A 21,870-nucleotide genomic window follows, 5' to 3' on the forward strand; every position below is an offset into this window, starting at 1 on the left:
ATCTGTGGCTAAAACCGGTTCCTTAGATTCGCGGAAATTTCCGGACGTTCAAAATCCCTTGCTCAGCCAATGATGATGGGGCAAGTTTGTCAAACGCCGGCAGACGAGCGGGCCTAACAATATGCCTGGGCAACACCCTGTTGTGACGGTCCGAAGGCTAGGCGCGGCTTGACAACGTGACAAGGCGCGTTGCATTTTCGCCACAATGCGTTGCTTAAAGGTCACGCAAGGGTTTTGGACATTTCGCTCCCGATCGAGTCGTTCCGACGCTGGCTTTCTTAAGCCGGCGTTGTTTGGTTTCGATCGGCGGGCAGGGCGGCAGAGTGCCGTCCGAAGAGAGGCCGAATGACGCAGGATGGGGTAGCGCCGGCGGCGGCGGGCGAGGCGGTGACGACGGTGACCGATCGCCGCGCCCTTTTCGCCGTGCCCGGCCTCGTGCTCGCCGGCGGCGCGCTTCTCTGCGCCACGATCACGCTTTTCGTGCTGCTCGGCCTCACGCCGATTGCGCCGACATCGCATGTCGTCATCACCTCGGTGATCGTCAATTCCTTCTTCGTGCTGACCCTGCTGGCGCTGATCGGCCGCGAGGTGGCGAGGCTGCTCAAAGCCCGCACCCGGGGCAGGGCGGCGGCACGCCTGCACATCCGCATCGTCGTGCTCTTCTCGATCGTCGCGATCACGCCGGCGATCCTCGTCGCCATCTTCGCCAGCATCACGCTGAATGCCGGCCTCGACCGCTGGTTTGCGCTGCGCACCCAGTCGATCGTCAGCTCGTCGCGCAATATCGGCCAGGCCTACATGATGGAGAACGCCAGCTACCTGCAGGGGCAGACGGTTTCCATGGCCAACGACCTGGAGCGCAACCGCGCCCTCTACAGTCTCGACCGGACGGGCTTTGCGGAGTTGATGACGCGCCAGGCGAGGGGCCGCGGCCTGCTCGGCGCCTTCCTTGTCGAAAGCGATGGTTCGGTGGTCGTCCAAGCCGATATCACCACGGAAAAACCGTTGCCGGCCATTCCGCAGGACGCGCTGCAAAAGGCAGCGGCGGGCCAGCCGACGCTGATCCCGCCCGGCGTCACCAACCTTGTCGGCGCCATCATCAAGCTCGATGCCATCCAGGGCACCTTTCTCTATACGGTGCGCGCGGTCGATCCCAAGGTCATGGGCGCCATGCGCATGATGGAGGAGAACGCCACCGAATACCGCTCGATGGAGGCCAATCGTTTCTCGCTGCAGGTCGCCTTCGCGGTTCTCTACATCGGCTTCGCGCTGATCGTGCTCTTGGCAGCGATCTGGACGGCAATTGCCGTTGCCGACCGCATCGTCCGGCCGATCCGGCTGCTGATCACCGCGGCCGACAGCGTCGCCTCGGGCAATATGGATATCGTCGTGCCGGTGCATGCCGTCGATGGCGATGTCGCCAATCTGTCGCGCACCTTCAACAAGATGATCTCGGAAATCCGCACCCAGCGCGACGAAATCCTCGAGGCCAAGGACGAGGTCGACGATCGCCGGCGCTTCATCGAGGCGGTGCTGTCTGGTGTTACCGCCGCCGTCATCGGCGTCGAACAGGACCGCCGCATCGCCATCGTCAACAGCTCGGCCGAAACGCTGATGTCGCTGTCGGCCGAGGCGATGCTCGGCAAGCAGCTGGCCGATATCGCCCCCGAGGTCGATCAGGTGCTGACCGAGGCGGCGGTGCGCCATCGCGGCGATTTCCGCAAGCAGATCGCGCTGGTGCGCGGCGGCACGGTCAGGACGCTGAGCGTCCAGGTGACGCGCGAAGAGGTGCGCGACATGAGCGAATCCTACGTGATCACGCTCGACGACATCACCGACCTCGTCATTGCCCAGCGCTCGACCGCCTGGGGCGACGTGGCACGGCGCATCGCCCATGAGATCAAGAACCCGCTGACCCCGATCCAGCTGTCGGCCGAGCGCATCCAGCGCCGCTACGGCAAGCAGATCGACCAGGACGACCGGGCCGTCTTCGACCAGTGCACCGATACGATCATCCGCCAGGTCGGCGATATCGGCCGCATGGTCGACGAATTCTCCGCCTTCGCCCGCATGCCGAAGCCGACCAAGGAGCCGAGCGACCTGCGCGATATTCTGCGCGACGCGATCTTCCTGCGCGAGATGGGCAACAATCATGTCACCTTCGAGCGGGATTTTGGCGACCAGCCGCTGGAGGGCCTGTTCGACAGCCGCATGCTCGGCCAGGCCTTCGGCAATCTCATCAAGAATGCCGTGGAGGCGATCGAAGCCGTCCCGAGCGACGAGCGCGACGAGCGCAAGATCCTCGTCCGGGCCGCCCTCGATGCCGGCCGCGACCGCTTCACCGTCGACGTGATCGACAATGGCCGCGGCCTGCCGGTTGAGAACCGCCACAGCATTCTGGAACCCTATATGACGATGCGCGAGAAGGGCACCGGCCTTGGCCTCGCCATCGTCAAGAAGATCATCGAGGAACATGGCGGGCAGCTGGAGCTGCACGATGCGCCCGCCGATTTTGACCGGGGAAGAGGGGCCATGATCCGTGTGCATCTGCCACGCCGGGATCCGACGCCTGCCGCTCCCGCAGCCAATGACAAGGAAAGCGTTTATGGCCTCTGATATTCTCGTCGTCGATGACGAGCACGATATTCGCGAGATCGTTTCCGGCATTCTCTCGGACGAGGGACACGAGACGCGCACGGCCCATGACAGTGACAGCGCGCTGGCGGCGATCTCCGACCGCGTGCCGCGGCTGATCTTCCTCGATATCTGGATGCAGGGCAGCAAGCTCGACGGCCTGTCGCTGCTGGACGAGATCAAGACCCGCCATCCCGATCTGCCGGTCGTGATGATCTCGGGCCACGGCAACATCGAGACCGCCGTCTCGGCGATCAAGCGCGGCGCTTTCGATTTCATCGAAAAGCCGTTCAAGGCCGACCGGCTGATCCTGATTGCCGAACGGGCGCTGGAAAATTCCAAGCTGAAGCGCGAGGTTTCCGAGCTGAAGCGGCGCACCGGCGATGCCCTGGAACTGATCGGCACCTCGGTCGCCGTTTCGCAGTTGCGTCAGACGATCGAGAAGGTGTCGCCTACCAACAGTCGCATCATGATCCTCGGCGCCTCCGGCTCCGGCAAGGAGCTGGTGGCGCGGATGATCCACAAGAAGTCGGCGCGCGCCAACGGCCCCTTCGTCGCGCTGAACGCCGCCAACATCACGCCCGATCGCATGGAAGTGGCGCTCTTCGGCACCGAGGGCACGCCCGGTCAGGCGCGCAAGATCGGCGCGCTCGAGGAAGCCCATCGCGGTATCCTCTATCTCGACGAGGTCGGCGAGATGCCGCGCGAGACGCAGAACAAGATCCTGCGCGTGCTGGTCGACCAACAGTTCGAGCGGGTCGGCGGCTCCAAGCGCGTCAAGGTCGACGTCCGCATCATCTCTTCGACCGCCTATAATCTCGAAAGCCGCATCGCCGAGGGCTGGTTCCGCGAAGATCTCTACCATCGCCTCGCCGTCGTGCCGGTGCGTGTGCCGGCGCTTGCCGAGCGGCGCGAGGATATTCCTTTTCTCGTCGACCAACTGATGCGGCAGATTTCCGAACAGGCCGGCATTCGCCCGCGCCGGATCGGCGACGACGCCATGGCCGTGCTGCAGGCGCATGACTGGCCGGGCAATATCCGCCAGCTGCGCAACAATATCGAGCGGCTGATGATTCTCGCCCGCACCGACGGGCCGGACGCGCCGATCACCGCCGATATGCTGCCGACCGATCTCGGCGACATGCTGCCCAAGGTTTCGGCCAAGAACGACTATCACATCATGACGCTGCCGCTGCGCGAAGCCCGCGAAATGTTCGAGAAGGATTACCTGATCGCCCAGATCAACCGCTTCGGCGGCAATATCTCGCGCACCGCCGAATTCGTCGGCATGGAGCGTTCGGCGCTGCACCGCAAGCTGAAGTCGCTCGGCGTCTAGAGCATGATGCCGAAAAGTGTCAGCGGTTTTCGGGCAACATCATGCTCCACTTTTTGATTTACTAGGTGCGACGCGGGCCGCGCCGTATCCCTTTATCGCTTCCCGGAAGACCAGGTTTCCCATGCCGAGAATTGCCTATGTGAACGGCCGTTACGTCAAGCATTCCGATGCGAGCGTGCATATCGAGGACCGCGGCTACCAGTTCGCCGACGGCGTCTACGAGGTCTGCGAGATCCGTCACGGCTATATCGTCGACCTCACGCGCCATCTGAACCGTCTCGACCGGTCGCTCGGTGAGCTCAGAATCGCCTGGCCGATGAGCCGGGCGGCGCTGACGCAGGTCATTCGCGAGACCTTGCGCCGCAACCATGTCCGCAACGGGCTTTTCTATATGCAGGTGACGCGCGGCGTCGCGCGGCGCGATCATGTCTTCCCGGTCGAGGGCACGCCGCCGTCGCTTGTCATCACTGCCAAGAGCACCGATCCCAAGATCATCGCGGCCAAGAATGCCAACGGCATCAAGGCGATCACCGTCACCGACAACCGCTGGGACCGCGTCGACATCAAGTCGGTCGGCCTGCTGCCGAACGCCATGGCCCGCCAGCAGGCCAAGGAGGCTGGCGCCCAGGAGGCGATCTATGTCGACGGCGACGGCATGGTGAAGGAAGGGGCGGCAACCAATGTGTGGATCGTCGATAAGGACGGGACGCTGGTGACGCGGCCGGCCGAACACGGCATCCTGCGCGGCATTACCCGTACCACATTGATGGATGTCGCAGCGAAGCTGGGCCTGAAGATGGCCGAGCGGAATTTCTCCGTTTCAGAGATGCTCGCGGCCCGCGAGGTTTTCCTGACGGCAGCCACAAGTATTTGTTTTCCGGTCGTTTCCATCGATGGCCAGGCCATTGCCAACGGCCATCCCGGCAGCGTCTCGCAGAAAGTCCGCGAAGCCTTTTTCGACGTTGCGGAAAAGATTGCGATTTGATACCAAGATTTGCTGGACAGGTGGAATGAGGGTGCCGCCGGTCTTGCATGGTGAGGTTGATTGATATTCTACCGGCCAACTCAGGTCGGCAATAAAGAAAGAAGCGGCGCGATGGCGGAACGTTCTCAGAATTTGCAGGACTTATTTCTCAATACTGTTCGCAAGCAAAAGATTTCCCTGACAATCTTTTTGATCAACGGCGTGAAACTCACGGGCGTTGTTACCTCTTTCGACAATTTCTGTGTTCTTCTTCGCCGTGACGGCCATTCGCAGCTGGTGTATAAGCATGCGATCTCGACGATCATGCCGGGCCAGCCCATGCAGATGTTCGAGAGTGAAGAAGCCGCGTCCTAACAGGATCAGCCGTCATTTCGACACGCGATACCAAGAACGATTCGATCATCCCTGAGGCCGCCAAGCACAGGGACGATATGCGCGCGACCGTCGTCGTGCCGGTTCTGAAATCGCGCAGTCGCGGCGGCCAGAGCGAATCGGCCTCGACCCGCACGCCGGAAAGCCGGCTGGAAGAGGCGACCGGTCTCGCCCAGGCGATTGACCTCGACGTGGTCAACGGTTCGATCGTGCCGGTCAATGATCCCAGGCCGGCAACGCTGCTCGGCACCGGCAAGATTGAGGAGATCAAGGCGCTGCTCGACGAGCGCGATTCCGGTCTCGTCATCGTCGATCATCCGCTGACGCCGGTGCAGCAGCGCAATCTCGAAAAGGAATGGAACGCCAAGGTCATCGACCGGACGGGCCTCATCCTCGAAATCTTCGGCCGCCGCGCCTCCACCAAGGAAGGCACGCTGCAGGTCGATCTGGCGCACCTGAATTATCAGAAGGGCCGGCTGGTCCGCAGCTGGACTCACCTTGAACGCCAGCGCGGCGGCGGCGGATTCATGGGCGGCCCCGGCGAAACCCAGATCGAAGCCGACCGGCGGCTCTTGCAGGATCGCATCATCAAGCTCGAACGCGAGCTGGAACAGGTCGTGCGCACCCGCCAGCTCCACCGCGCCAAGCGCCGCAAGGTACCGCACCCGATCGTGGCGCTCGTCGGTTATACCAATGCCGGCAAATCGACGCTGTTCAACCGCATCACCGGCGCTGGCGTGCTCGCCGAAGACATGCTCTTCGCCACGCTCGACCCGACGCTTCGCCGCATGAAGCTGCCGCATGGCCGCACCGTCATTCTGTCCGACACCGTCGGCTTCATCTCTGACCTGCCGACCCATCTGGTCGCCGCCTTCCGGGCGACGCTGGAAGAGGTGCTGGAAGCCGATCTCATCCTGCATGTCCGCGACATGTCCGATCCCGACAACCAGGCGCAGAGCTCCGACGTGATGCGCATCCTCGGCGATCTCGGCATCGACGAGGCCGAAGCCGGCAAGCGGCTGATCGAGGTCTGGAACAAGATCGACCGGCTGGAGCCCGAAGTCCACGACGCCATGGTGCAGAAGGCAGCCGGCGCCAGCAACGTCGTCGCCGTCTCGGCCGTCAGCGGCGAGGGCGTCGACACGCTGATGGACGAGATCAGCCGCCGCCTCTCCGGCGTCATGACCGAAACCACCGTCCGCCTTCCCGTCGACAAGCTGGCGTTGCTACCCTGGCTCTACGACCACGCGATCGTCGACGGCCGCGAGGACAACGAAGACGGCTCGATCACCCTCGATCTCCGCCTCTCCGAAACCGAAGCCGCCGAACTCGAACGCCGCATCGGCAATGGGCCGAAGCCGCCGCGGGAAGATTGGGAGCGGTAAGGCACTTATTCTCTCTGGGCGTCCAGCCACTGAGTCTTTTGCGCCCAAGGACGTGGGCGCGCTGGATTCCTGTGACAGGCACAGGAATGAGGGAGGGGAGATGTGGCCTTCCGCCAATTGTCGCTGGATTCGCTGCGCACTCCATTTCTCTACCCACTGGGCTGATAAGCGTCGGTATTTCGCTGGATATCTGGCGAAGGCGCCAAACTCACCCTCCCTCATTCCTGTGCCTGTCACAGGAATCCAGCCACCGCGCGTCTGCGCGGTGAATGACGCTTATCAATGCAAGTGAATATCCCGTGTCAGATGGACGGAGAGCGATGCCGCCGAGTACTCACTCAGCGCCCGAGATCACAGCCCGCTCAATCGCCTTCGCCGCCTGCCAGATCTCCTCCATCCGCTCCAGGCTCGCCGCCTCCAGCGTCTCGCCTTCTGCATCAAGAACCTGCTCGATGTGATTGAACCGACGCCGGAATTTTGTATTCGTGCCACGCAGTGACTGTTCTGGATCGGCCTTCACATGCCGGCCGATATTGACCACCGCAAAGATCAAGTCGCCGAGTTCGTCGCTGACCTTTGCGCGGTCACCGTCTCTCAGCGCTACCCGCAGCTCATCAATCTCTTCCTCGATCTTGTCGAGGATGGGCTCCGGCGCCGACCAGTCGAACCCGACCTTGGCGGCGCGTTCCTGCAGTTTCAGCGCTTCCGTCAAAGCCGGGAAGCTGCGCTGTACCGAACCGAGGAAGCCGCCCTTGAAATCCTCGGTAATCCCCCGCCTTGACCGGCGCTCGGCGCGTTCGCGTTTTTCCGCCTGCTTGATCTCGTCCCACTGGATCTTCACCGCGTCGGGCGTGTCGGCCGCCGAGCGGGCAAAGACGTGCGGGTGGCGGCGGATCATCTTGGTGGTGATGGCGTTGACCACGTCGCCGAAGGAGAATTCACCGGCCTCCTCGGCCATGCGGGCATGGAAGACCACTTGCAGCAGCAGGTCGCCCAGCTCGTCGCAGAGATCGTCCATATCGCCGCGCTCGATCGCGTCGGAAACCTCATAGGCCTCCTCGATCGTATAGGGCTTGATCGTCTGAAAATTCTGCTCGATGTCCCAGGGGCAGCCGGTCTCGGGATGGCGCAATGCCGCCATGATCTCGATCAGCCGCGAAATGTCTTTTGAAGGTTCCATGGTGCCTCGGTTCAGCATCCTCAATTGAGGGGAATATCGTTGGCGCTCTTCGACGATTGGTAGCTGGTGGAAAGCGCGTCGTAGCGCGCCTTGATGCGGACGGTCTGTGCCGTCAGCGCCTCTCTCTGTTGAGCCTCTTCGGTCTCGACGAGATCGGCGATGGCAAAGCTGTTCCAGAAGGCGTTCTGCCTGCGGTAGCCGCCGGGTTCAAGGCCGAAGACCTCCTTCAGGATCTTCAGGTCATGCGGAATGGCGAAGGCATCGCGGGAATCCTCGTGGCTGAAGAAATAATAAAAATTGTCGAAGCCCGCCCAGGTGATCGCCGACATGCACATGGTGCAGGGTTCGTGCGTCGACAGGAAGATCAAATCCTTGGTCGCCGGCTTGTCGCCAAGTTCGTAGAAGCGCTTCAGCGTATGCACCTCGCCGTGCCAGAGCGGATTCTCCAACTCGTTATTGGTCTCGGCGACGACGAGCGACAGATCGGATTTGCGCAGGATCGCCGCGCCGAACACCTTGTTGCCAAGCGAAACGCCGTGTTCGGTGAGCGGCAGGATATCGTCCTCGATCACCGAAAGCAGGCGGGCAGCGATGGTCTTGTCAGGCATTGGCGTCTCCGGTTTTCCCCAGTCTATCGCCTTGGAGGCGCGAGCGAAATGCGCCAAACGCCGGTGGACGCCGTTTATCACAGGCTTTATACTGCGCTGCAACAAAGAGAGTGGGAACAGGTGGTTCTCGTCGGCACGGTTGACTTTTCTCAAATCGCCGACAGCGCGAGCAAAAGAATACGCACGCGCTGGGGCTTTCGAATTTCTGTTCCTTCAATCCCTTGTCGATCACGGGCATATTCTGGCAACTTCGAAGTGGATTGATGATGTCTCCCAAGACTGAGCAGCTTTCGGTATTTCCAGCCTTCTTTCGCGTGGAGGGCCAGAAAACGGCTGTCTTCGGCAACGGCGACGAAGCCTTCGCCAAGGTGCGGCTCCTGCTCAACACGCGGGCGCGGATTATCGCCTATGCCGAGCGGCCGGAAGCCGATTATCATGCCTTCCTGATCGCCAACCGCATCGAGACCGTGCGCGCCGGCTTTTCCGCCGAGCAGGTCGAGGGGGCGGCCCTCGTCTTCGCCGCAACCGGCAATGAAGCCGACGACCGCGAGATCGTCGATGCCGCCCGCGCCGCCAGCATTCCCGCCAATGCCGTCGATCAGCCCGATTACTGCGATTTCTTCACGCCGGCGCTGGTCAATCGCGCCCCGGTTGCCGTGGCGATCGGCACCGAAGGGGCGGGGCCGGTTCTGGCGCAGATGATCCGTGCGCAGATCGACCAGCTTCTCTCGCCCTCGCTTGGACGCCTGGCGACACTGGCGACGAGCTACCGCAGGGCCGTCGAGCAGCTGGTGCCCCGCGGCGTTTCCCGCCGGGTCTTCTGGCGCCGCTTCTTCTCCGGCGCCGTTGCCGATGCGGTCGCCAACGGCAACCTGCCGCAGGCCCGCCAGGCTGCCGACCGGCTGCTGGGCGCGATGGACAAGGTCGCCGGGCACGTCTGGCTCGTCGGCGCCGGTCCGGGGGCTGAGGATCTGCTGACGCTGCGCGCCCAGCGCGTGATGATGGAGGCCGATGTTATCGTTTTTGACGCGCTCGTGCCGCAGGCGATCGTCGATATGGGCCGCCGTGACGCCGAGCGGCTTTCCGTCGGCAAGCGCAAGGGTTGCCATTCGAAATCGCAGGAAGAGATCAACGAGCTCCTGGTCGATCTCGGCCGCCAGGGCAAGCGCGTCGTCCGGCTCAAGTCAGGCGATCCGCTGGTCTATGGCCGGGCAGGGGAAGAAATGGCCGCATTGCGCGCTGCCGGCATCACCTATGAGGTCGTGCCCGGCATCACCTCGGCTTTCGCCGCCGCCGCCGATTTCGAACTGCCGCTGACGCTGCGCGGCGTCGCCTCCTCACTGGTCTTCACCACCGGCCATGATCTCACCGGCGACGTGCTGCCCGATTGGGCAAGCCTTGCCGTCTCCGGCGCGACGATCGCCGTCTATATGGGCCGCACCGTTGCCGCCTCCGTCGCCGAGCGGCTGATGCAGGCCGGCATTCCAGCCGAAACGACCGTCGCCGTCATCGAAAATGCCAGCCGCGCGGACCGCCGTCTGCTGCACGGTACGCTCGCCGATCTGCCCGATCTGCAGCACCGCGATGAGTTGACCGGGCCGGTCATGGTCATTATCGGCGATGCGGTCGCCGGCGCCAATTTCGAACTGTCCGAGCCGCTGGTGCGTGCGAACGCCCGGCTCGAGGAACTTGCAAGGAGCTGAACATGGGTGACAAGGTTCTGACGGCCAACCGGCTGACGGACGGCATTGCCGTCTGGCTGGATGCGAACGGGAAATGGTCGACCTCGCTGCAGGAGGCGCTTGTCGCCCGCCATAACGAAGCCGTCGACGCGCTGGAAGCGATCGGCAAGAAATCCTACGCCGACAACGAGGTGGTTGACGTCGCCGTCGTCGACGTTCAGGAAACCAACGGCATTCTCTGGCCGCTTCGCCTTCGCGAGCGCATCCGCGCCCAGGGCCCGACCATGGAATACGCTCCGGGCTACGCTCCTGCCGATCCCGAATTCATTGCAGTCTGAGGAAGACGATGTACCGTTACGACGAATTTGATCATGCCTTTGTCAGCGAGCGCGTCGAGCAGTTTCGCGATCAGGTCCAGCGCCGCCTTTCCGGCGAACTCGCCGAGGATGCGTTCAAGCCGCTGCGCCTGATGAACGGCGTCTATTTGCAGCTTCATGCCTATATGCTGCGCATCGCCATTCCCTATGGCACGCTGAGCGCGCGCCAGATGCGCATGCTCGCCCATATCGCCCGCACCTATGACCGCGGTTATGGCCATTTCACCACGCGCCAGAACCTGCAGTTCAACTGGCCGAAGCTGTCGGAAATCCCCGATGCGCTGGCCGACCTCGCAAGCGTCGAGATGCATGCGCTGCAGACCTCGGGCAACTGCATCAGAAACGTGACGGCCGATCACTTCGCCGGTGCGGCCGCCGACGAGATCGCCGATCCGCGTCCTTATGCCGAAATCCTGCGCCAGTGGTCTTCGGTCCATCCGGAATTCTCCTTCCTGCCGCGCAAGTTCAAGATCGCCGTCACCGGCGCCGAGCGCGACCGCGCCGCCATCCAGGTTCATGATATTGGCCTGCACCTGAAGAAGAACGACAAGGGCGAAATCGGCTTTGCCGTCTATGTCGGCGGCGGCCAGGGCCGTACGCCGATGATCGCCAAGCTGATCCGCGACTTCCTGCCCGAGGAGGATCTGCTCTCCTACACCACGGCGATCGTGCGCGTTTACAATCTGCACGGCCGCCGCGACAACAAGTACAAGGCCCGCATCAAGATCCTGGTGCACGAAACCGGCACCGAGGAACTGACGCGCCAGGTGGAGGCCGAATTCGCGGCGCTCAAGAATAGCGAACTGAAGCTGCCGGAACAGGATGTCGAGGCGATCGCCGCCTATTTCGCGCTGCCTGATCTGCCGCAGCGCGCCGAGGGCTGGGAAAACCTCGCCCGCTGGAAGAAGGCCGATCCGGCTTTCGCCCGCTGGGTCCAGCAGAATGTGCAGCCGCACAAGAACCCCGATTACGGCATGGTGACGATCTCGCTGAAGCCGATCGGCGGCATTCCGGGCGATGCCACCGATGCGCAGATGGATTCGATCGCCGATCTCGCCGAGGAATATGCTTTCGACGAAATCCGCGTCAGCCATGAACAGAACCTGATCCTGCCGCATGTGGCGCTGGCCGATCTCGAAGCCGTCTATCGCGGCCTCGTCGCCATCGATCTCGCCGAAGCCAATGCCGGCCTGATCACCGATATCATTGCCTGTCCGGGGCTGGACTACTGCGCGCTCGCCAATGCGCGCTCCATTCCGGTGGCGCAGGAAATCTCGCGCCGCTTCGGCAATCCCGAACGCCAGGCCGAGATCGGTGAACTGAAGATCAAGATCTCCGGCTGCATCAATGCCTGCGGCCATCACCATGTCGGCCATATCGGCCTGCTCGGTGTTGAGAAGAAGGGCGCCGAACTCTACCAGATCACGCTCGGCGGCTCCGGCGACGAACATACCTCGATCGGCGAAATCATCGGCCGCGGCTTCGAGCCGGACCGGGTGACGGATGCGATCGAGACGATCGTCGACACCTATCTCGGCCTGCGCCTCGATCCGTCCGAAACCTTCCTCGCCGCCTACCGCCGTGTCGGGCCGCAGCCCTTCAAGACTGCGCTCTACGGCTCGGCCGCCGAAGCGGCATAAGGAGGGGATGATGACGAAGATCTGGAAAGAAACCGGTTTTGTCGAGAACGATCCCTGGGTGATCGAGACCGACGAGGTGAAGGCGAGTGGCGAGCAGAAGCCGCTGCTCGGCCTCGACGAGCTGATCGCCAAGGCCGACGAAAGTAACGATATCGGCCTCGGCGTGCTGATCAAGCCGGCTGACGACGTGCGCCGGCTGGAGCCCTATCTCTCTCGCCTTGACATCATCGCCGTCGCCTTCCCGGCCTTCAACGACGGCCGCGCCTTCAGCCATGCCTCGCTGCTGCGTGAGCGTTTGGGCTACACCAACGAGCTGCGCGCCGTCGGCGACGTGTTGATCGACCAGGTGCCGCTGATGCTGCGCGTCGGCATCGACAGCTTCTCGGTCAGCAACGCCACGGCGCTGAAGCGGCTTGCCGAAAACCGTCTTCCCGCCATTCCCCATCATTATCAGCCGGCGGTGCGTGACGCCGAAGCCGGCAAGGGCTATAGTTGGCGCCGTCAGGCGAAGCCGGCCGCATAAGCGACCGATCCGCCGTTTTATGATGAGCGGAACGGTAGCATGAAGACATTCGAAGTGGCGGTGATCGGTGGCGGGCTCGCCGGCATGATTGCCGCAATCGCGCTCGCGCGCGGCGGCCGCAGCGTGGCGCTGGTAGCACCCGTTGCCGCAAGGGAGGACCGGCGCACCACGGCGCTGATGGATCAATCCATCCGCTTCCTCGACCGCCTGACGCTCTGGGACAAGCTGCGTTCGGCGGCAGCACCGCTGACCAGCATGCGCATCATCGACGGCACCGACCGGCTGTTGCGTGCGCCGACCACGACCTTCCGCGCCGCAGAGGTCGGTCTCGATGCCTTCGGCTATAATTTCCCGAACAAGGCGCTGACCGACATCCTGGAAGCGGCCACGGCCGGCGAGGGCAATATCAGCCGCTTCACCGATATGGCCGAATCGATCGAGATCTCCGCTGAGAGAGTGTCGATCACGCTTGCCGGCGGCGAGACCTTCGCGGCCGATTTTGCCGTCGGTGCCGACGGCCGCGGCTCGAAGCTGCGTGAGACGGCCGGGATCGGCGTGCGCAACTGGTCCTATCCGCAATCGGCCATGGTGCTGAATTTTGCCCATTCCCTGCCGCACCAGAACATCTCGAGCGAATTCCACACCAAACACGGCCCCTTCACGCAGGTGCCGCTGCCGGGAAGCCGCTCGAGCCTCGTCTGGGTGCAGGATCCCGCGGAGGCGGCCGCCCGCATGGAGTTGCCGCTGGCCGAACTCGGCCGCCTTGTCGAGGCGCAGATGCAGTCCATGCTCGGCAAGGTCGATGTGGAGGAGGGCGTCCAGCTCTGGCCGCTGTCGGGCATGATGGCCCGTCGTTTCGGCAAGGGGCGCATCGCGCTGATCGGCGAGGCCGCCCATGTCTTCCCGCCGATCGGGGCGCAGGGGCTGAACCTCAGCCTGCGCGATATCATGGCGCTCGTCGACATCCTCTGCGACAGGGCCGAATTGCCGGTGCCGGCCGATGCCGGCGACAGCTTCGACCGCAAACGCCGCGCCGACATCATGACGCGCACCGCCAGTGTCGATCTTCTCAACCGCTCGCTGCTTTCGGATTTCCTGCCGGTGCAGATGCTGCGGGCTGCCGGCCTGCATATCCTCTCGGCCATTCCGCCGCTGCGCAACCTCGTCATGCGCGAGGGCATCGAGCCCGGCCGCGGCTTCCGCGACATTCCGGATTCCCTAAAGGAAAAGCTGAAGCGGAAGAAGGCCTGAGCGGATCGCGATCAGCCAGAGCGAAACGCTCGCCACCGAAAGCACCGTCGTGATCAGGATCGTCGCCGAGGCGCGCTCCTGCCACACCCCATATTGCTGGCCGATGACGAAGACGTTGGTCGCCGTCGGCAGCGAGGCGAGCAGCACGGCGGCCTGGATCCAGACCGGCTCGAAACCGCCGACAGCCGTCAGCGCGATGAAGACCGCGATCGGATGCAGGATCAACTTGGCCGGCACGATGTAGGAGATCTCTGCCGGCACCCGCTTGAGCGGCCGCAGCGCCAGGGTCACGCCCATGGCAAAGAGCGCGCAGGGCGCGGCCGCCTGGGCGAGGTAATCGACGAGGCGCTGAAACGCCAGCGGCTGGTCGATGTGGAGGGCGGCCACGGCAAAGCCTGCCGCCGTCGACAGGATGAAGGGATGCAGCGCCACCTTCCGGGCGATATCGGCTGCAAGCCGGCCGGGCGAACGCGTGTCGTCGCCGGCCGCCGCCATCAGCGCCGGCGCGACGATGAAATGCAGCGCATTCTCGAAGCAGATGATCAGCGCCACCGGCACGGCCGCAGCTTCGCCGAGCGCGAGCAGCGCCAGGCCGGGCCCCATATAGCCGATATTGCCGTAGGCGCCGGCAAAGGACTGGATGGTGCAGTCATCAAGCGCATTGCCGCGCACGAAACGGCCGATGGCAAAGAGCAGGATGAAGACCGCATAGGTCGCGGCAATATCGGTGACGATGAAGTCGACCCGCGTCAGCTCTTCGATCGGCGTGCGCGAGACGAGCTTGAAGAACAAAGCGGGCAGGGCGGCATAGATGATGAAGGTGTTCAGCCAGCCAAGCGCCTCGGCCGGCTGCCTGGTCGCCTTGGCGGCGGCATAACCGATCAGGATCAGGCCGAAGAACGGCAGGAGCAGGCTGACGATATCGGCCAAGAGATCTTCCAGTGCGCGGGTATGATCGGCGGGTAGGGAAGACCGGTTTAGCCGATTTGCATCAGGATCGGAAAGGTCTGCTGGAACCAGATCGCCACATCGCTGACCCATCCGAACAGGAAGGCGAGGCCGGTGAGGATGAGGAAGGCGCCCATCACCTTTTCCACCGTGCCGAGATGGCGGCGGAAGCGCGACAGGAAGCGCATGAAGGCGCCGGAAAAGCCGGCGGCGATCCAGAAGGGAATCGCAAGACCCAGCGAATAGACGGCAAGCAGACCGGCGCCGGAGCCGACCGTCTCGCGCGAGGCGGCGACACCGAGAATCGCGCCGAGCACCGGGCCGATGCAGGGCGTCCAGCCAAAGGCGAAGGCCAGGCCCATGACATAGGCGCCCGTCAAGGTCGCGGGCTTGCCGCCACTTTGGAAGCGCGCCTCGCGGGCGAGCAGCCCGATTCGGAACAGGCCGAGGAAATTCAGCCCCATGACGATGATGATCAGCCCGCCGATCTTGGAGAGCAGGTCGAGATGCTGGCGCAGCGCCATGCCGATGCTGGACGCGCCGGCACCGAGCGCCACGAAGACGGTGGCAAAGCCGAGCGTGAAGAGCAGCGCCGAGAACAGCACACCACGCCTGATATCGGGCGCCACGGCAACCGCCGAGCCGCCGCGGAACTGCTCGACTGAAATGCCGGCCATATAGCAGAGATAGGGCGGGACGAGGGGAAGCACGCAGGGCGAAAGAAAGGAAAGCGCCCCGGCTATCAAAGCGCTCCACAGGGAAATATCGGCAATCGACACGCATTCTCTCCGGCTGCAATCTGCGCCCTGTTCCTAGCTTTGCGAGGCCGCGATTGCCAATCACCTTTTTGCGCTTGGCGCCGATGTGTCGTTACATGCGCAAGAAATGTGCCGATCACTGAAAAAAGCCGAATTTTTCGGTTGACCGCAATGGGTCGCCTGCCTATGTTCCGCCCACTTCCAGCCGGGGTGCTTCACACCTGCGGAAAGGGAGAGCGTAGCTCAGCCGGTAGAGCAACTGACTTTTAATCAGTAGGTCTCGGGTTCGAACCCCGACGCTCTCACCATTAAATCGTTTAAAATCAGTCGGTTACAAGCCCTACTAATAGCACGTTAGCTGGATGCTTTGTCAGGCTAACGCGGCGCTAACGGGCGGCTTCGTTCGTCTTATAGCTCTCGCATCTGCGTTGCGCGAACATCGGGGTTGTGGCAATCATTGCCGCAATCGAGGGGAGAATCGCGTTGAAGCGCGTAACGAACGTTAAGTTGCCCAGCATGTTGACGCCCGCCCATATTTCTAGGTTCGGATGCGAACTACATGCGCTGGGCGAGGCAGATGAGTTCGAGTTCGATTTCGGACCAAGACGATGGTTCCCCCCGTTCTCAATGGTTCTCCTAGCGATGCACCTTCGGCGCTTTCGCGACCGCCATAATGGAGCGAATTGCTTCGTCAGTAATTTCGATAACCATGGCTATGCCGCGCATATGGGTTTCTTCAAGACATTCGGCTTGGACCACGGCAATGCACCTGGAGAAGCTCCCGGCAGTTCAACTTACGTCCCGATACAGGTGGTGCGGCGAAGAGAGCTTGCGGAACAAGCTTGGCAGAAGTACTCAGAAATGGGTTTTGCTATCGAGGAGAAGGCTGCGGCTCTTTCGTCGATATTGACGAATAGGACTTCAGGTGTCCTGCAAGATACGCTCACTTATTCAATCAGAGAAATACTTCGCAATGTGTTCGAGCATAGTGAGGCCGAAGAGGTTTTCATATGTGCGCAGCATTGGCCGAGCCGTCACGAGGTTGAGGTGGGTATCGTAGACGCCGGAAGGGGTATTAGAGCGGGACTCGCTGAGAATCCTAATTTCCAATTTCAAGCCCATCGGGAGAGCCTCCACGCCGCCCTTATGCCGGGAGTCTCGGGGAACATCTTTGCAGGCAGGGGAGATGAGACATGGGGAAATTCGGGATACGGACTCTACATGACGAACCGGATCTGCCGGGCCGGTGGTAGCTTCTTTATATGCAGTGGCGATGCTGGACTTTGGCTGGAGGGTAAACGCAAGGTCGACGTGCCCTGCGATTTACAAGGCACTGCGGTGCGCCTCTTCCTGAAAACCTCTCAACTATCCGATCTAAAGGATCGGTTATCTGGCTTTCATAAGGATGGTATTCGGGCCGCAAAGGAAATCGCGGGGGCGAATACATCTTATGCGTCTGCCGCTTCCCAGATGCTCTCCCGCGATTTTCAGTAGGGTTTCCGCCGCTAGATCAGCCGCCTGACGGCATCTCCCGCTTTGTCCCACACGCGGCGTAGCGCGGTGGCATGGTCGTCCTGTATGGAGAAGAACGCACGGTGGGGCAGAGCCTCGGCAACAGCCTTCCAGTTCATGCCTGCCGCCCGGCGCACGACCACCTCCCTGAGCGGCGGCAGCAGCGCATTCACCACGGCAACAATCTCTTCAGCGGCGTCTTCCATGTGGCGGCGCTCCACCCGGCGGGCGTTTGCATCGTTCTTGTCGGCGTCGCGAACGAGCTTCATCCAGTCCTCGCCCAGCTCGGCCGCGAGTTGTTGAAAGACCGTATGATTCAAGACGAACTGCTTCTGCCAGCTTGCCCGCGCCATACCGGGACCAACAATCCGCTCGCTGTGCATCCGGGGGAGGACGACGCCATAGACCAGCCGCAGGGCCTTTTCGGTGCGCCGCAGTGGATCGTCGGGCGTGATTCTAGGCGAGCGGTCGGGGTCGCGGTCAGCCCTTATGCGAATCCGAGGGCGGTCCCTCTGCTGAGCCATCGCTCAGTGCAGGTTCTTCAGGCGGGCCACTTCGGCGGCAAAGCCCCCGGCCTCGGCGCGCTCCGGCGCGGTGTAGGCCTCTCCCTCTTCCGCGATCCAGTTGACAGCGGCCATCTCGGCTTCCTCGCGTCCGCGCCGCCCGACGACGACGACCTTGCCATCCTTCAGGCCGAACTTGTGCTGCGAGACGAACAACGCTACGGCAGCGGGCATAAGCTCGGGTCTGACGAACCGGCCTAACTGCTCCCGCACCGTCTCGACCACAAGCCGCCGGTTGCTGTCATCTTTCAGTCGGGTGTTTTCGCTGCGGAGTTCGTGATCCTCCAGAGCCCTGGAGACGTTCGTCATCAAGGCGTCACGCTGCGCGTGGTCCAGTGTATGGCGGTCGCCGTTCTGCCGGTAGAACCCCCGCAGACCTTCGGGCACGTCCTCGAGAGAAGCGATTTCCTCGGGCATTTCCTGCGCACTCTTCAGCACGCCCTCAAGATCGATATCTACTTTCATGGTCTACTCCTGCTCTGCGATAGCGGCTTTGATTGCCTGCTCAGCGGCCTGTGCGTTGGCTGAGGCTTCGGCAATCTGAGTGGCCGCGCCGGTCGTGGCGGTGGCGATGTACCCGATGAACGAGTGGCCGCTGCGCTCCGTGGTTTCGAGCGCGGCGGCTAGACGCCTACGGCGCGCGGTTTCTTCGGGATGGAACATTTCCCGGTAGCGGTGGCGGACCATGTCGTGGCGGACCTGACTTAAACCGACCAGTAGGGCAGGGCCGCGCAATACAGCCCCGATGATGGTCGCGTCCTTCTCGGCAAATGCCTTGCCGATAGCCTCATCCCGGGCCTTTTCCTGCATGCTGGCCAGCCGCGCCCGGATCTCGGCTTCCAGCCCGGCGGATAGTTGATCGCGAAGAGCCGGGGGTGTGCTGGTGAGAGCGTCGATCTCTTCGATTTGCCGCTGCACCAGCGCCTTTGCCTCATCGAGCTTTTTCGCCGTTGCTTCCGCCAGCTTAAGGGCGTTGTCCCTCAGCTTGAGGCGGGCAGCATCCGGCGACAGCAGGCGGTCCTTGGACAGAGTATCGGCATAGGCCGCAAGGTTCTCGCTGTTCAGGCGGGTGGTGCGGATTGCAACTGCGAGAGTGGCAATCGCCGCATCTTTTTCCACCTCGCCACTGGGCGCGCGGGCATAGTGCTGCTCGACGGCAGCTTCATGAATGTCTGGCGGTGGTCTGAGCTTCATAGTCTTCTCCTTCAGTAGATACCGGAAACGAAGGCTTGGCCCCCGCTAGTCCGAGAGCGCGAGGCCCACCAGAGAGCGATGGCGATGCTGAGAATAAGGTCGTCGTGTTTACCCTCGCGGGCGTTGAAGCTGGCGCGGCCTGCGGCGCTGACCGTGCGGCGGAAGTCCTTCAACTCCTCGGCTAGCGCCCCGGCGTCAGTCAGCTCGGCGGCAAAGCGCAACTCGCCAACGTGCAGCCGCGCGTCCACGGTGCTGATGAGATGAGCCTTTGGCACGTGCCAGCGGCGGTTCTCCGGATTGGTGATCTCGTTGCCGGCGGTGATGGCGACCCGCTGCGGCCGCATTCCGGCGGACTCGAATATGTCGGATACGGCCCGGCCCACACCGGTCTCGTCAACGACAAGGTCGCAATCTTCGCGTAGCGGCGGGCGGTTCAGCAGTTCGCCCACGCGCGCTACCACCTGCGGATAGGGAGTGCCTAGCGGCACGCGTTCCAGGGCGCGCACGTCGAACCGGGTTTCGCCGCGTTCGCGTGACACGTTGGGCCTGACGTGGTCGCCGTAAGAGATGGTCCAATCGCCAGTCGGCGTCACCGTATGGTGAATTACGCATATCGCCGTCGGATCGTTCGACTGACCGAGGTCCACACCCATGATGAAGCGGCTGAGCGGCGTGACAGGCGTGCGCTGCCATGGTCCTCTGCCGCCCCGGCCTATGGCTGATGCTACCATAGCGCTCTGACCTCCTGCGTGAATGCTGCTTCGATGATGGCGAGCGGGAAGACAGCTTCCTCGGGATCGTGGAATTCCAACCCGTACTCCTCGCTGAACTTGATTGCGCCGAGGGCCTTCAACTCCTCGTCCAAGAACTGCTGCGTGATCCGGGGGCAGGCACTCGCCGGAACCCTCACGCGCTCCCATGAGGGATCGTCGCCGACCCAAGCCTCGTAGAACCAGCCGCGCTTGCCCGCTGGTGTTGTCAGGGCGACTAGGCGGGCATCGGGCTTGGTTGCCATCATCGGGCGTACTGCCGTCAACAGCGCGTCCTCGACGCGGGCCGCTTCGTCCATGACGACGAGGTCCACCCCCGCAATTCCGCGGATGGTCTTTTCTGTGCCCGGCAGCGAGAGGACGCGTGCGCCGTTCGACAGTTCGGTCCCGTGTTTGCTTTCGGCGGTGGGGCGCGGCGCACCCGGCAGCCGACCGAGGAAGCCGACGATGGTGCGGAATAGCTCGTTCGATTGGCGCTGCGTCGGGCTGACGACGACGATTTGCGCCGCCGGGACGAAGAGTGCCGTCTGGATGACGAGAAAGGCCGCGACGGTGGACTTGCCTGATTGGCGTGAGCACAGCAGCATGGAGCGCCGGGGGTTCGCGCGCAGCAGGTTCGCCTGCCAAGGGTCCGGCTCTATACCGCACTCGCGGGCCATGACGACGGGGTCCAGGGCGCGGGCTATGTCGCGGGCTAGCATAGGCGCAGCCCCCGCAAACGATAAATGGCGGCAGACCGGCGCGCGTCGGGCAAACACGAAGGAGGGGACCCGAAACAACGCACAGGGGAACCAGCCGGACCCCCGTGCATCGGCGCTGCCGGCCTGCCTGCACGCAGCGCACGGCGGGGCGGCGCTGGTACTCGAAAGTGGAGCCTTCTGAGGTGCGTCATGACCTACCACCCCCGCTGCCGGGCACAGAACCGCTGGCGTAGGTGTGGTCGATCACCATGCCCTCGGCGAACCGCGTCTCCAGCCCCTGGAGCACCAGGGCTACGGCCTCGCGCGCGTCCGGGAAGCCCCGCAGCGCCTTGACCAGCTCAGTACGCATCTCGATATAGACCGGCGAAACGAGGACGTTGTTGTTGATGGTCGTGCCGGTGTTCAGGTCACCAAGCAGCTTGCCCGTCAGTTCGAAGTTGCGGTGCAGCTGCCCCGCGACCCGCTGAGCCGCCGCCGTGTCCTGCACTTCCTCGGCGGCGTCCATCATGGCAAAGAGCCGGTGCCGAAGCGCGACGATGTTGGAGAGCAGGCTCTGTGACTCGGTGTCTCGCAGCCGGTCAATGTCCATCGGCAGTTCCGGCCCGGCCAGAAGCTGAGCGCGGAGTTGAGGCGGCAGGTGCGCCTTCGCATGACGGCGCAGGCTGTCGGAACCGAGCTTGAAACGCCGGGCGAGCACGGCGAACGGCACGTTGCGGGCTAGCGCAAGGTCTATGGCAGCCCGCTCGCGGTGCTGGCATACGGTGCATTCCGGTCCTCGTTTGGCCATGGCGGCGAATAACTCGCTAAAGGGAGCGGCGGATTACCTTTGATTAGCCACGCGTTAGCTGCGGCAACTTTAGGTTGAATACTAGCGTGCTAAGCCTTTGAATTAAAGGGTTTTATTATGGGTTAGCCTGCTAATCTTATATAAGGAGGTTGCAATCGCGGAGGATGGATGCGCCTAGAGCCAAGGGCAATGACGCGGGAAAGAGGTCGGCGGAAGGTTAGGCGGCTGGCGGCCAACAATACTGGCTGAGACCGGGGGGCTAATGAGCTACCCTCGTTTACTCCCGTTAAGTCAGCCACCAAGGGTAACGCTAACCGTATGGAAACCTTACGTATAACGTACACGTACCCTTATACCCTTATTACCCTCCTTCACCCGCGCGCGCTTATATATGCGGGCATGTACGTGAATAGCGGTTCCAGTAATCCCCGGGGAAAAGCACCCTTGCGCCACGCCACGCCGCCTTACCCTTAGCCCGTTCAACCCGGCACGAGCGCCCCAGACCCCGGCACGACCGCCCGCTCTCGCGGCGGGGTCGGCCTCTAGGGTAGGGTCCGCCGACCGCTAACGCTCTCCAGCGGCCCGCTACGGCGGTTGTTACCTGCTGCCGCCTAGACGACGTCGGCGCAGCCATGAACCCTCGTTCCAGCCGCGCCGTTACCCT

Annotated in this window: 21 protein-coding genes and 1 tRNA gene; 12 read left to right on the top strand and 10 right to left on the bottom strand. The window is 62.9% G+C overall.

The window, feature by feature from the left end; genetic code table 11:
- The first annotated feature begins 345 nt into the window (after positions 1–345).
- The 5 genes from CO655_RS24810 (at position 346) to hflX (ending at position 6,712) form a co-directional block, all read left to right on the top strand.
- Positions 346–2,616, top strand: a complete 2,271-nt coding sequence (locus tag CO655_RS24810) for a PAS domain-containing sensor histidine kinase (RefSeq protein ID WP_097608792.1) — start codon at positions 346–348, stop codon at positions 2,614–2,616.
- Complete coding sequence (locus CO655_RS24815; RefSeq protein WP_064683635.1) at positions 2,606–3,970, top strand: sigma-54 dependent transcriptional regulator; 1,365 nt, start codon at positions 2,606–2,608, stop codon at positions 3,968–3,970. The genes CO655_RS24810 and CO655_RS24815 overlap by 11 nt, the downstream gene beginning before the upstream one ends.
- A 121-nt stretch (positions 3,971–4,091) precedes the next feature.
- Positions 4,092–4,955: a D-amino-acid transaminase gene (locus CO655_RS24820; RefSeq protein ID WP_097667208.1), complete on the top strand. Its 864-nt coding sequence runs from the start codon at positions 4,092–4,094 to the stop codon at positions 4,953–4,955.
- A 111-nt stretch (positions 4,956–5,066) separates the two neighbouring features.
- A complete protein-coding gene (gene hfq, locus CO655_RS24825) occupies positions 5,067–5,309 on the top strand; it encodes an RNA chaperone Hfq (RefSeq protein ID WP_003539403.1) in 243 nt (80 codons plus the stop codon).
- 77 nt (positions 5,310–5,386) lie between these two features.
- Entirely contained in the window at positions 5,387–6,712 is a 1,326-nt protein-coding gene (gene hflX, locus CO655_RS24830) for a GTPase HflX (RefSeq protein ID WP_097667209.1), read from the top strand.
- A gap of 334 nt (positions 6,713–7,046) precedes the next feature.
- Here hflX and mazG read toward each other — a convergent pair whose 3' ends face one another.
- On the bottom strand, positions 7,047–7,892 hold the full coding sequence (gene mazG / locus CO655_RS24835) for a nucleoside triphosphate pyrophosphohydrolase (protein ID WP_097667249.1): 846 nt from the start codon (positions 7,890–7,892) through the stop codon (positions 7,047–7,049).
- Positions 7,893–7,912: 20 nt separating this feature from the next.
- On the bottom strand, positions 7,913–8,500 hold the full coding sequence (locus CO655_RS24840) for a nucleoside deaminase (protein WP_010030914.1): 588 nt from the start codon (positions 8,498–8,500) through the stop codon (positions 7,913–7,915).
- Positions 8,501–8,766: 266 nt separating this feature from the next.
- Here CO655_RS24840 and cysG point away from each other — a divergent pair, with 266 nt between their 5' ends.
- The 5 genes from cysG to CO655_RS24865 are packed head-to-tail and all read left to right on the top strand — an operon-like array spanning position 8,767 to position 13,973.
- Positions 8,767–10,203, top strand: coding sequence for a siroheme synthase CysG (gene cysG / locus CO655_RS24845; protein ID WP_097667250.1), 1,437 nt, complete (start codon positions 8,767–8,769; stop codon positions 10,201–10,203).
- Positions 10,204–10,205: 2 nt separating this feature from the next.
- Positions 10,206–10,520 carry a DUF2849 domain-containing protein gene (locus CO655_RS24850; protein WP_012483720.1) on the top strand — a complete coding sequence of 105 codons (315 nt, stop codon included), beginning with the start codon at positions 10,206–10,208 and terminating at the stop codon, positions 10,518–10,520.
- 8 nt (positions 10,521–10,528) lie between these two features.
- Positions 10,529–12,199 carry a nitrite/sulfite reductase gene (locus CO655_RS24855; protein WP_097667210.1) on the top strand — a complete coding sequence of 557 codons (1,671 nt, stop codon included), beginning with the start codon at positions 10,529–10,531 and terminating at the stop codon, positions 12,197–12,199.
- A gap of 10 nt (positions 12,200–12,209) precedes the next feature.
- The gene (locus tag CO655_RS24860) at positions 12,210–12,722 is read left to right on the top strand and encodes a DUF934 domain-containing protein (protein WP_097667251.1); all 513 of its coding nucleotides are present in this window, start codon (positions 12,210–12,212) and stop codon (positions 12,720–12,722) included.
- Positions 12,723–12,761: 39 nt separating this feature from the next.
- Positions 12,762–13,973 (top strand): UbiH/UbiF family hydroxylase, encoded by a 1,212-nt coding sequence (locus CO655_RS24865; RefSeq protein ID WP_097667211.1) that lies wholly within the window; start codon positions 12,762–12,764, stop codon positions 13,971–13,973.
- Here CO655_RS24865 and CO655_RS24870 read toward each other — a convergent pair.
- Both CO655_RS24870 and CO655_RS24875 read right to left on the bottom strand, forming a co-directional pair.
- The gene (locus CO655_RS24870) at positions 13,941–14,903 is read right to left on the bottom strand and encodes an AEC family transporter (protein ID WP_097608784.1); all 963 of its coding nucleotides are present in this window, start codon (positions 14,901–14,903) and stop codon (positions 13,941–13,943) included. The genes CO655_RS24865 and CO655_RS24870 overlap by 33 nt on opposite strands.
- Positions 14,904–14,950: 47 nt before the next feature.
- On the bottom strand, positions 14,951–15,700 hold the full coding sequence (locus tag CO655_RS24875; protein ID WP_097608783.1) for a cytochrome c biogenesis CcdA family protein: 750 nt from the start codon (positions 15,698–15,700) through the stop codon (positions 14,951–14,953).
- Between the two features lie 211 nt (positions 15,701–15,911).
- Here CO655_RS24875 and CO655_RS24880 point away from each other — a divergent pair.
- Positions 15,912–15,987: transfer RNA gene (locus CO655_RS24880), tRNA-Lys, on the top strand.
- A gap of 175 nt (positions 15,988–16,162) precedes the next feature.
- Positions 16,163–17,173, top strand: a complete 1,011-nt coding sequence (locus CO655_RS24885) for an ATP-binding protein (protein ID WP_141514359.1) — start codon at positions 16,163–16,165, stop codon at positions 17,171–17,173.
- An 11-nt stretch (positions 17,174–17,184) separates the two neighbouring features.
- Here the strand turns inward: CO655_RS24885 and CO655_RS24890 are convergent, their stop codons facing one another.
- From CO655_RS24890 to CO655_RS24915, 6 genes are all read right to left on the bottom strand, one after another.
- Positions 17,185–17,715, bottom strand: a complete 531-nt coding sequence (locus CO655_RS24890; protein WP_097667213.1) for a hypothetical protein — start codon at positions 17,713–17,715, stop codon at positions 17,185–17,187.
- Positions 17,716–17,718: 3 nt separating this feature from the next.
- The gene (locus tag CO655_RS24895) at positions 17,719–18,219 is read right to left on the bottom strand and encodes a hypothetical protein (RefSeq protein WP_097667214.1); all 501 of its coding nucleotides are present in this window, start codon (positions 18,217–18,219) and stop codon (positions 17,719–17,721) included.
- A gap of 3 nt (positions 18,220–18,222) precedes the next feature.
- Positions 18,223–18,948, bottom strand: a complete 726-nt coding sequence (locus tag CO655_RS24900; protein ID WP_097667215.1) for a hypothetical protein — start codon at positions 18,946–18,948, stop codon at positions 18,223–18,225.
- An 11-nt stretch (positions 18,949–18,959) separates the two neighbouring features.
- The gene (locus tag CO655_RS24905) at positions 18,960–19,679 is read right to left on the bottom strand and encodes a hypothetical protein (RefSeq protein ID WP_097667216.1); all 720 of its coding nucleotides are present in this window, start codon (positions 19,677–19,679) and stop codon (positions 18,960–18,962) included.
- Positions 19,673–20,419 carry a phage terminase large subunit gene (locus tag CO655_RS24910; RefSeq protein WP_097667217.1) on the bottom strand — a complete coding sequence of 249 codons (747 nt, stop codon included), beginning with the start codon at positions 20,417–20,419 and terminating at the stop codon, positions 19,673–19,675. The genes CO655_RS24905 and CO655_RS24910 overlap by 7 nt, the downstream gene beginning before the upstream one ends.
- 187 nt (positions 20,420–20,606) lie before the next feature.
- Entirely contained in the window at positions 20,607–21,206 is a 600-nt protein-coding gene (locus tag CO655_RS24915; RefSeq protein WP_141514360.1) for a hypothetical protein, read from the bottom strand.
- Between the last annotated feature and the right edge of the window lie 664 nt (positions 21,207–21,870).

Origin of the sequence: Rhizobium sp. M1 (assembly GCF_002531805.1) — a bacterium.
Taxonomy (GTDB): domain Bacteria; phylum Pseudomonadota; class Alphaproteobacteria; order Rhizobiales; family Rhizobiaceae; genus Rhizobium; species Rhizobium etli_C.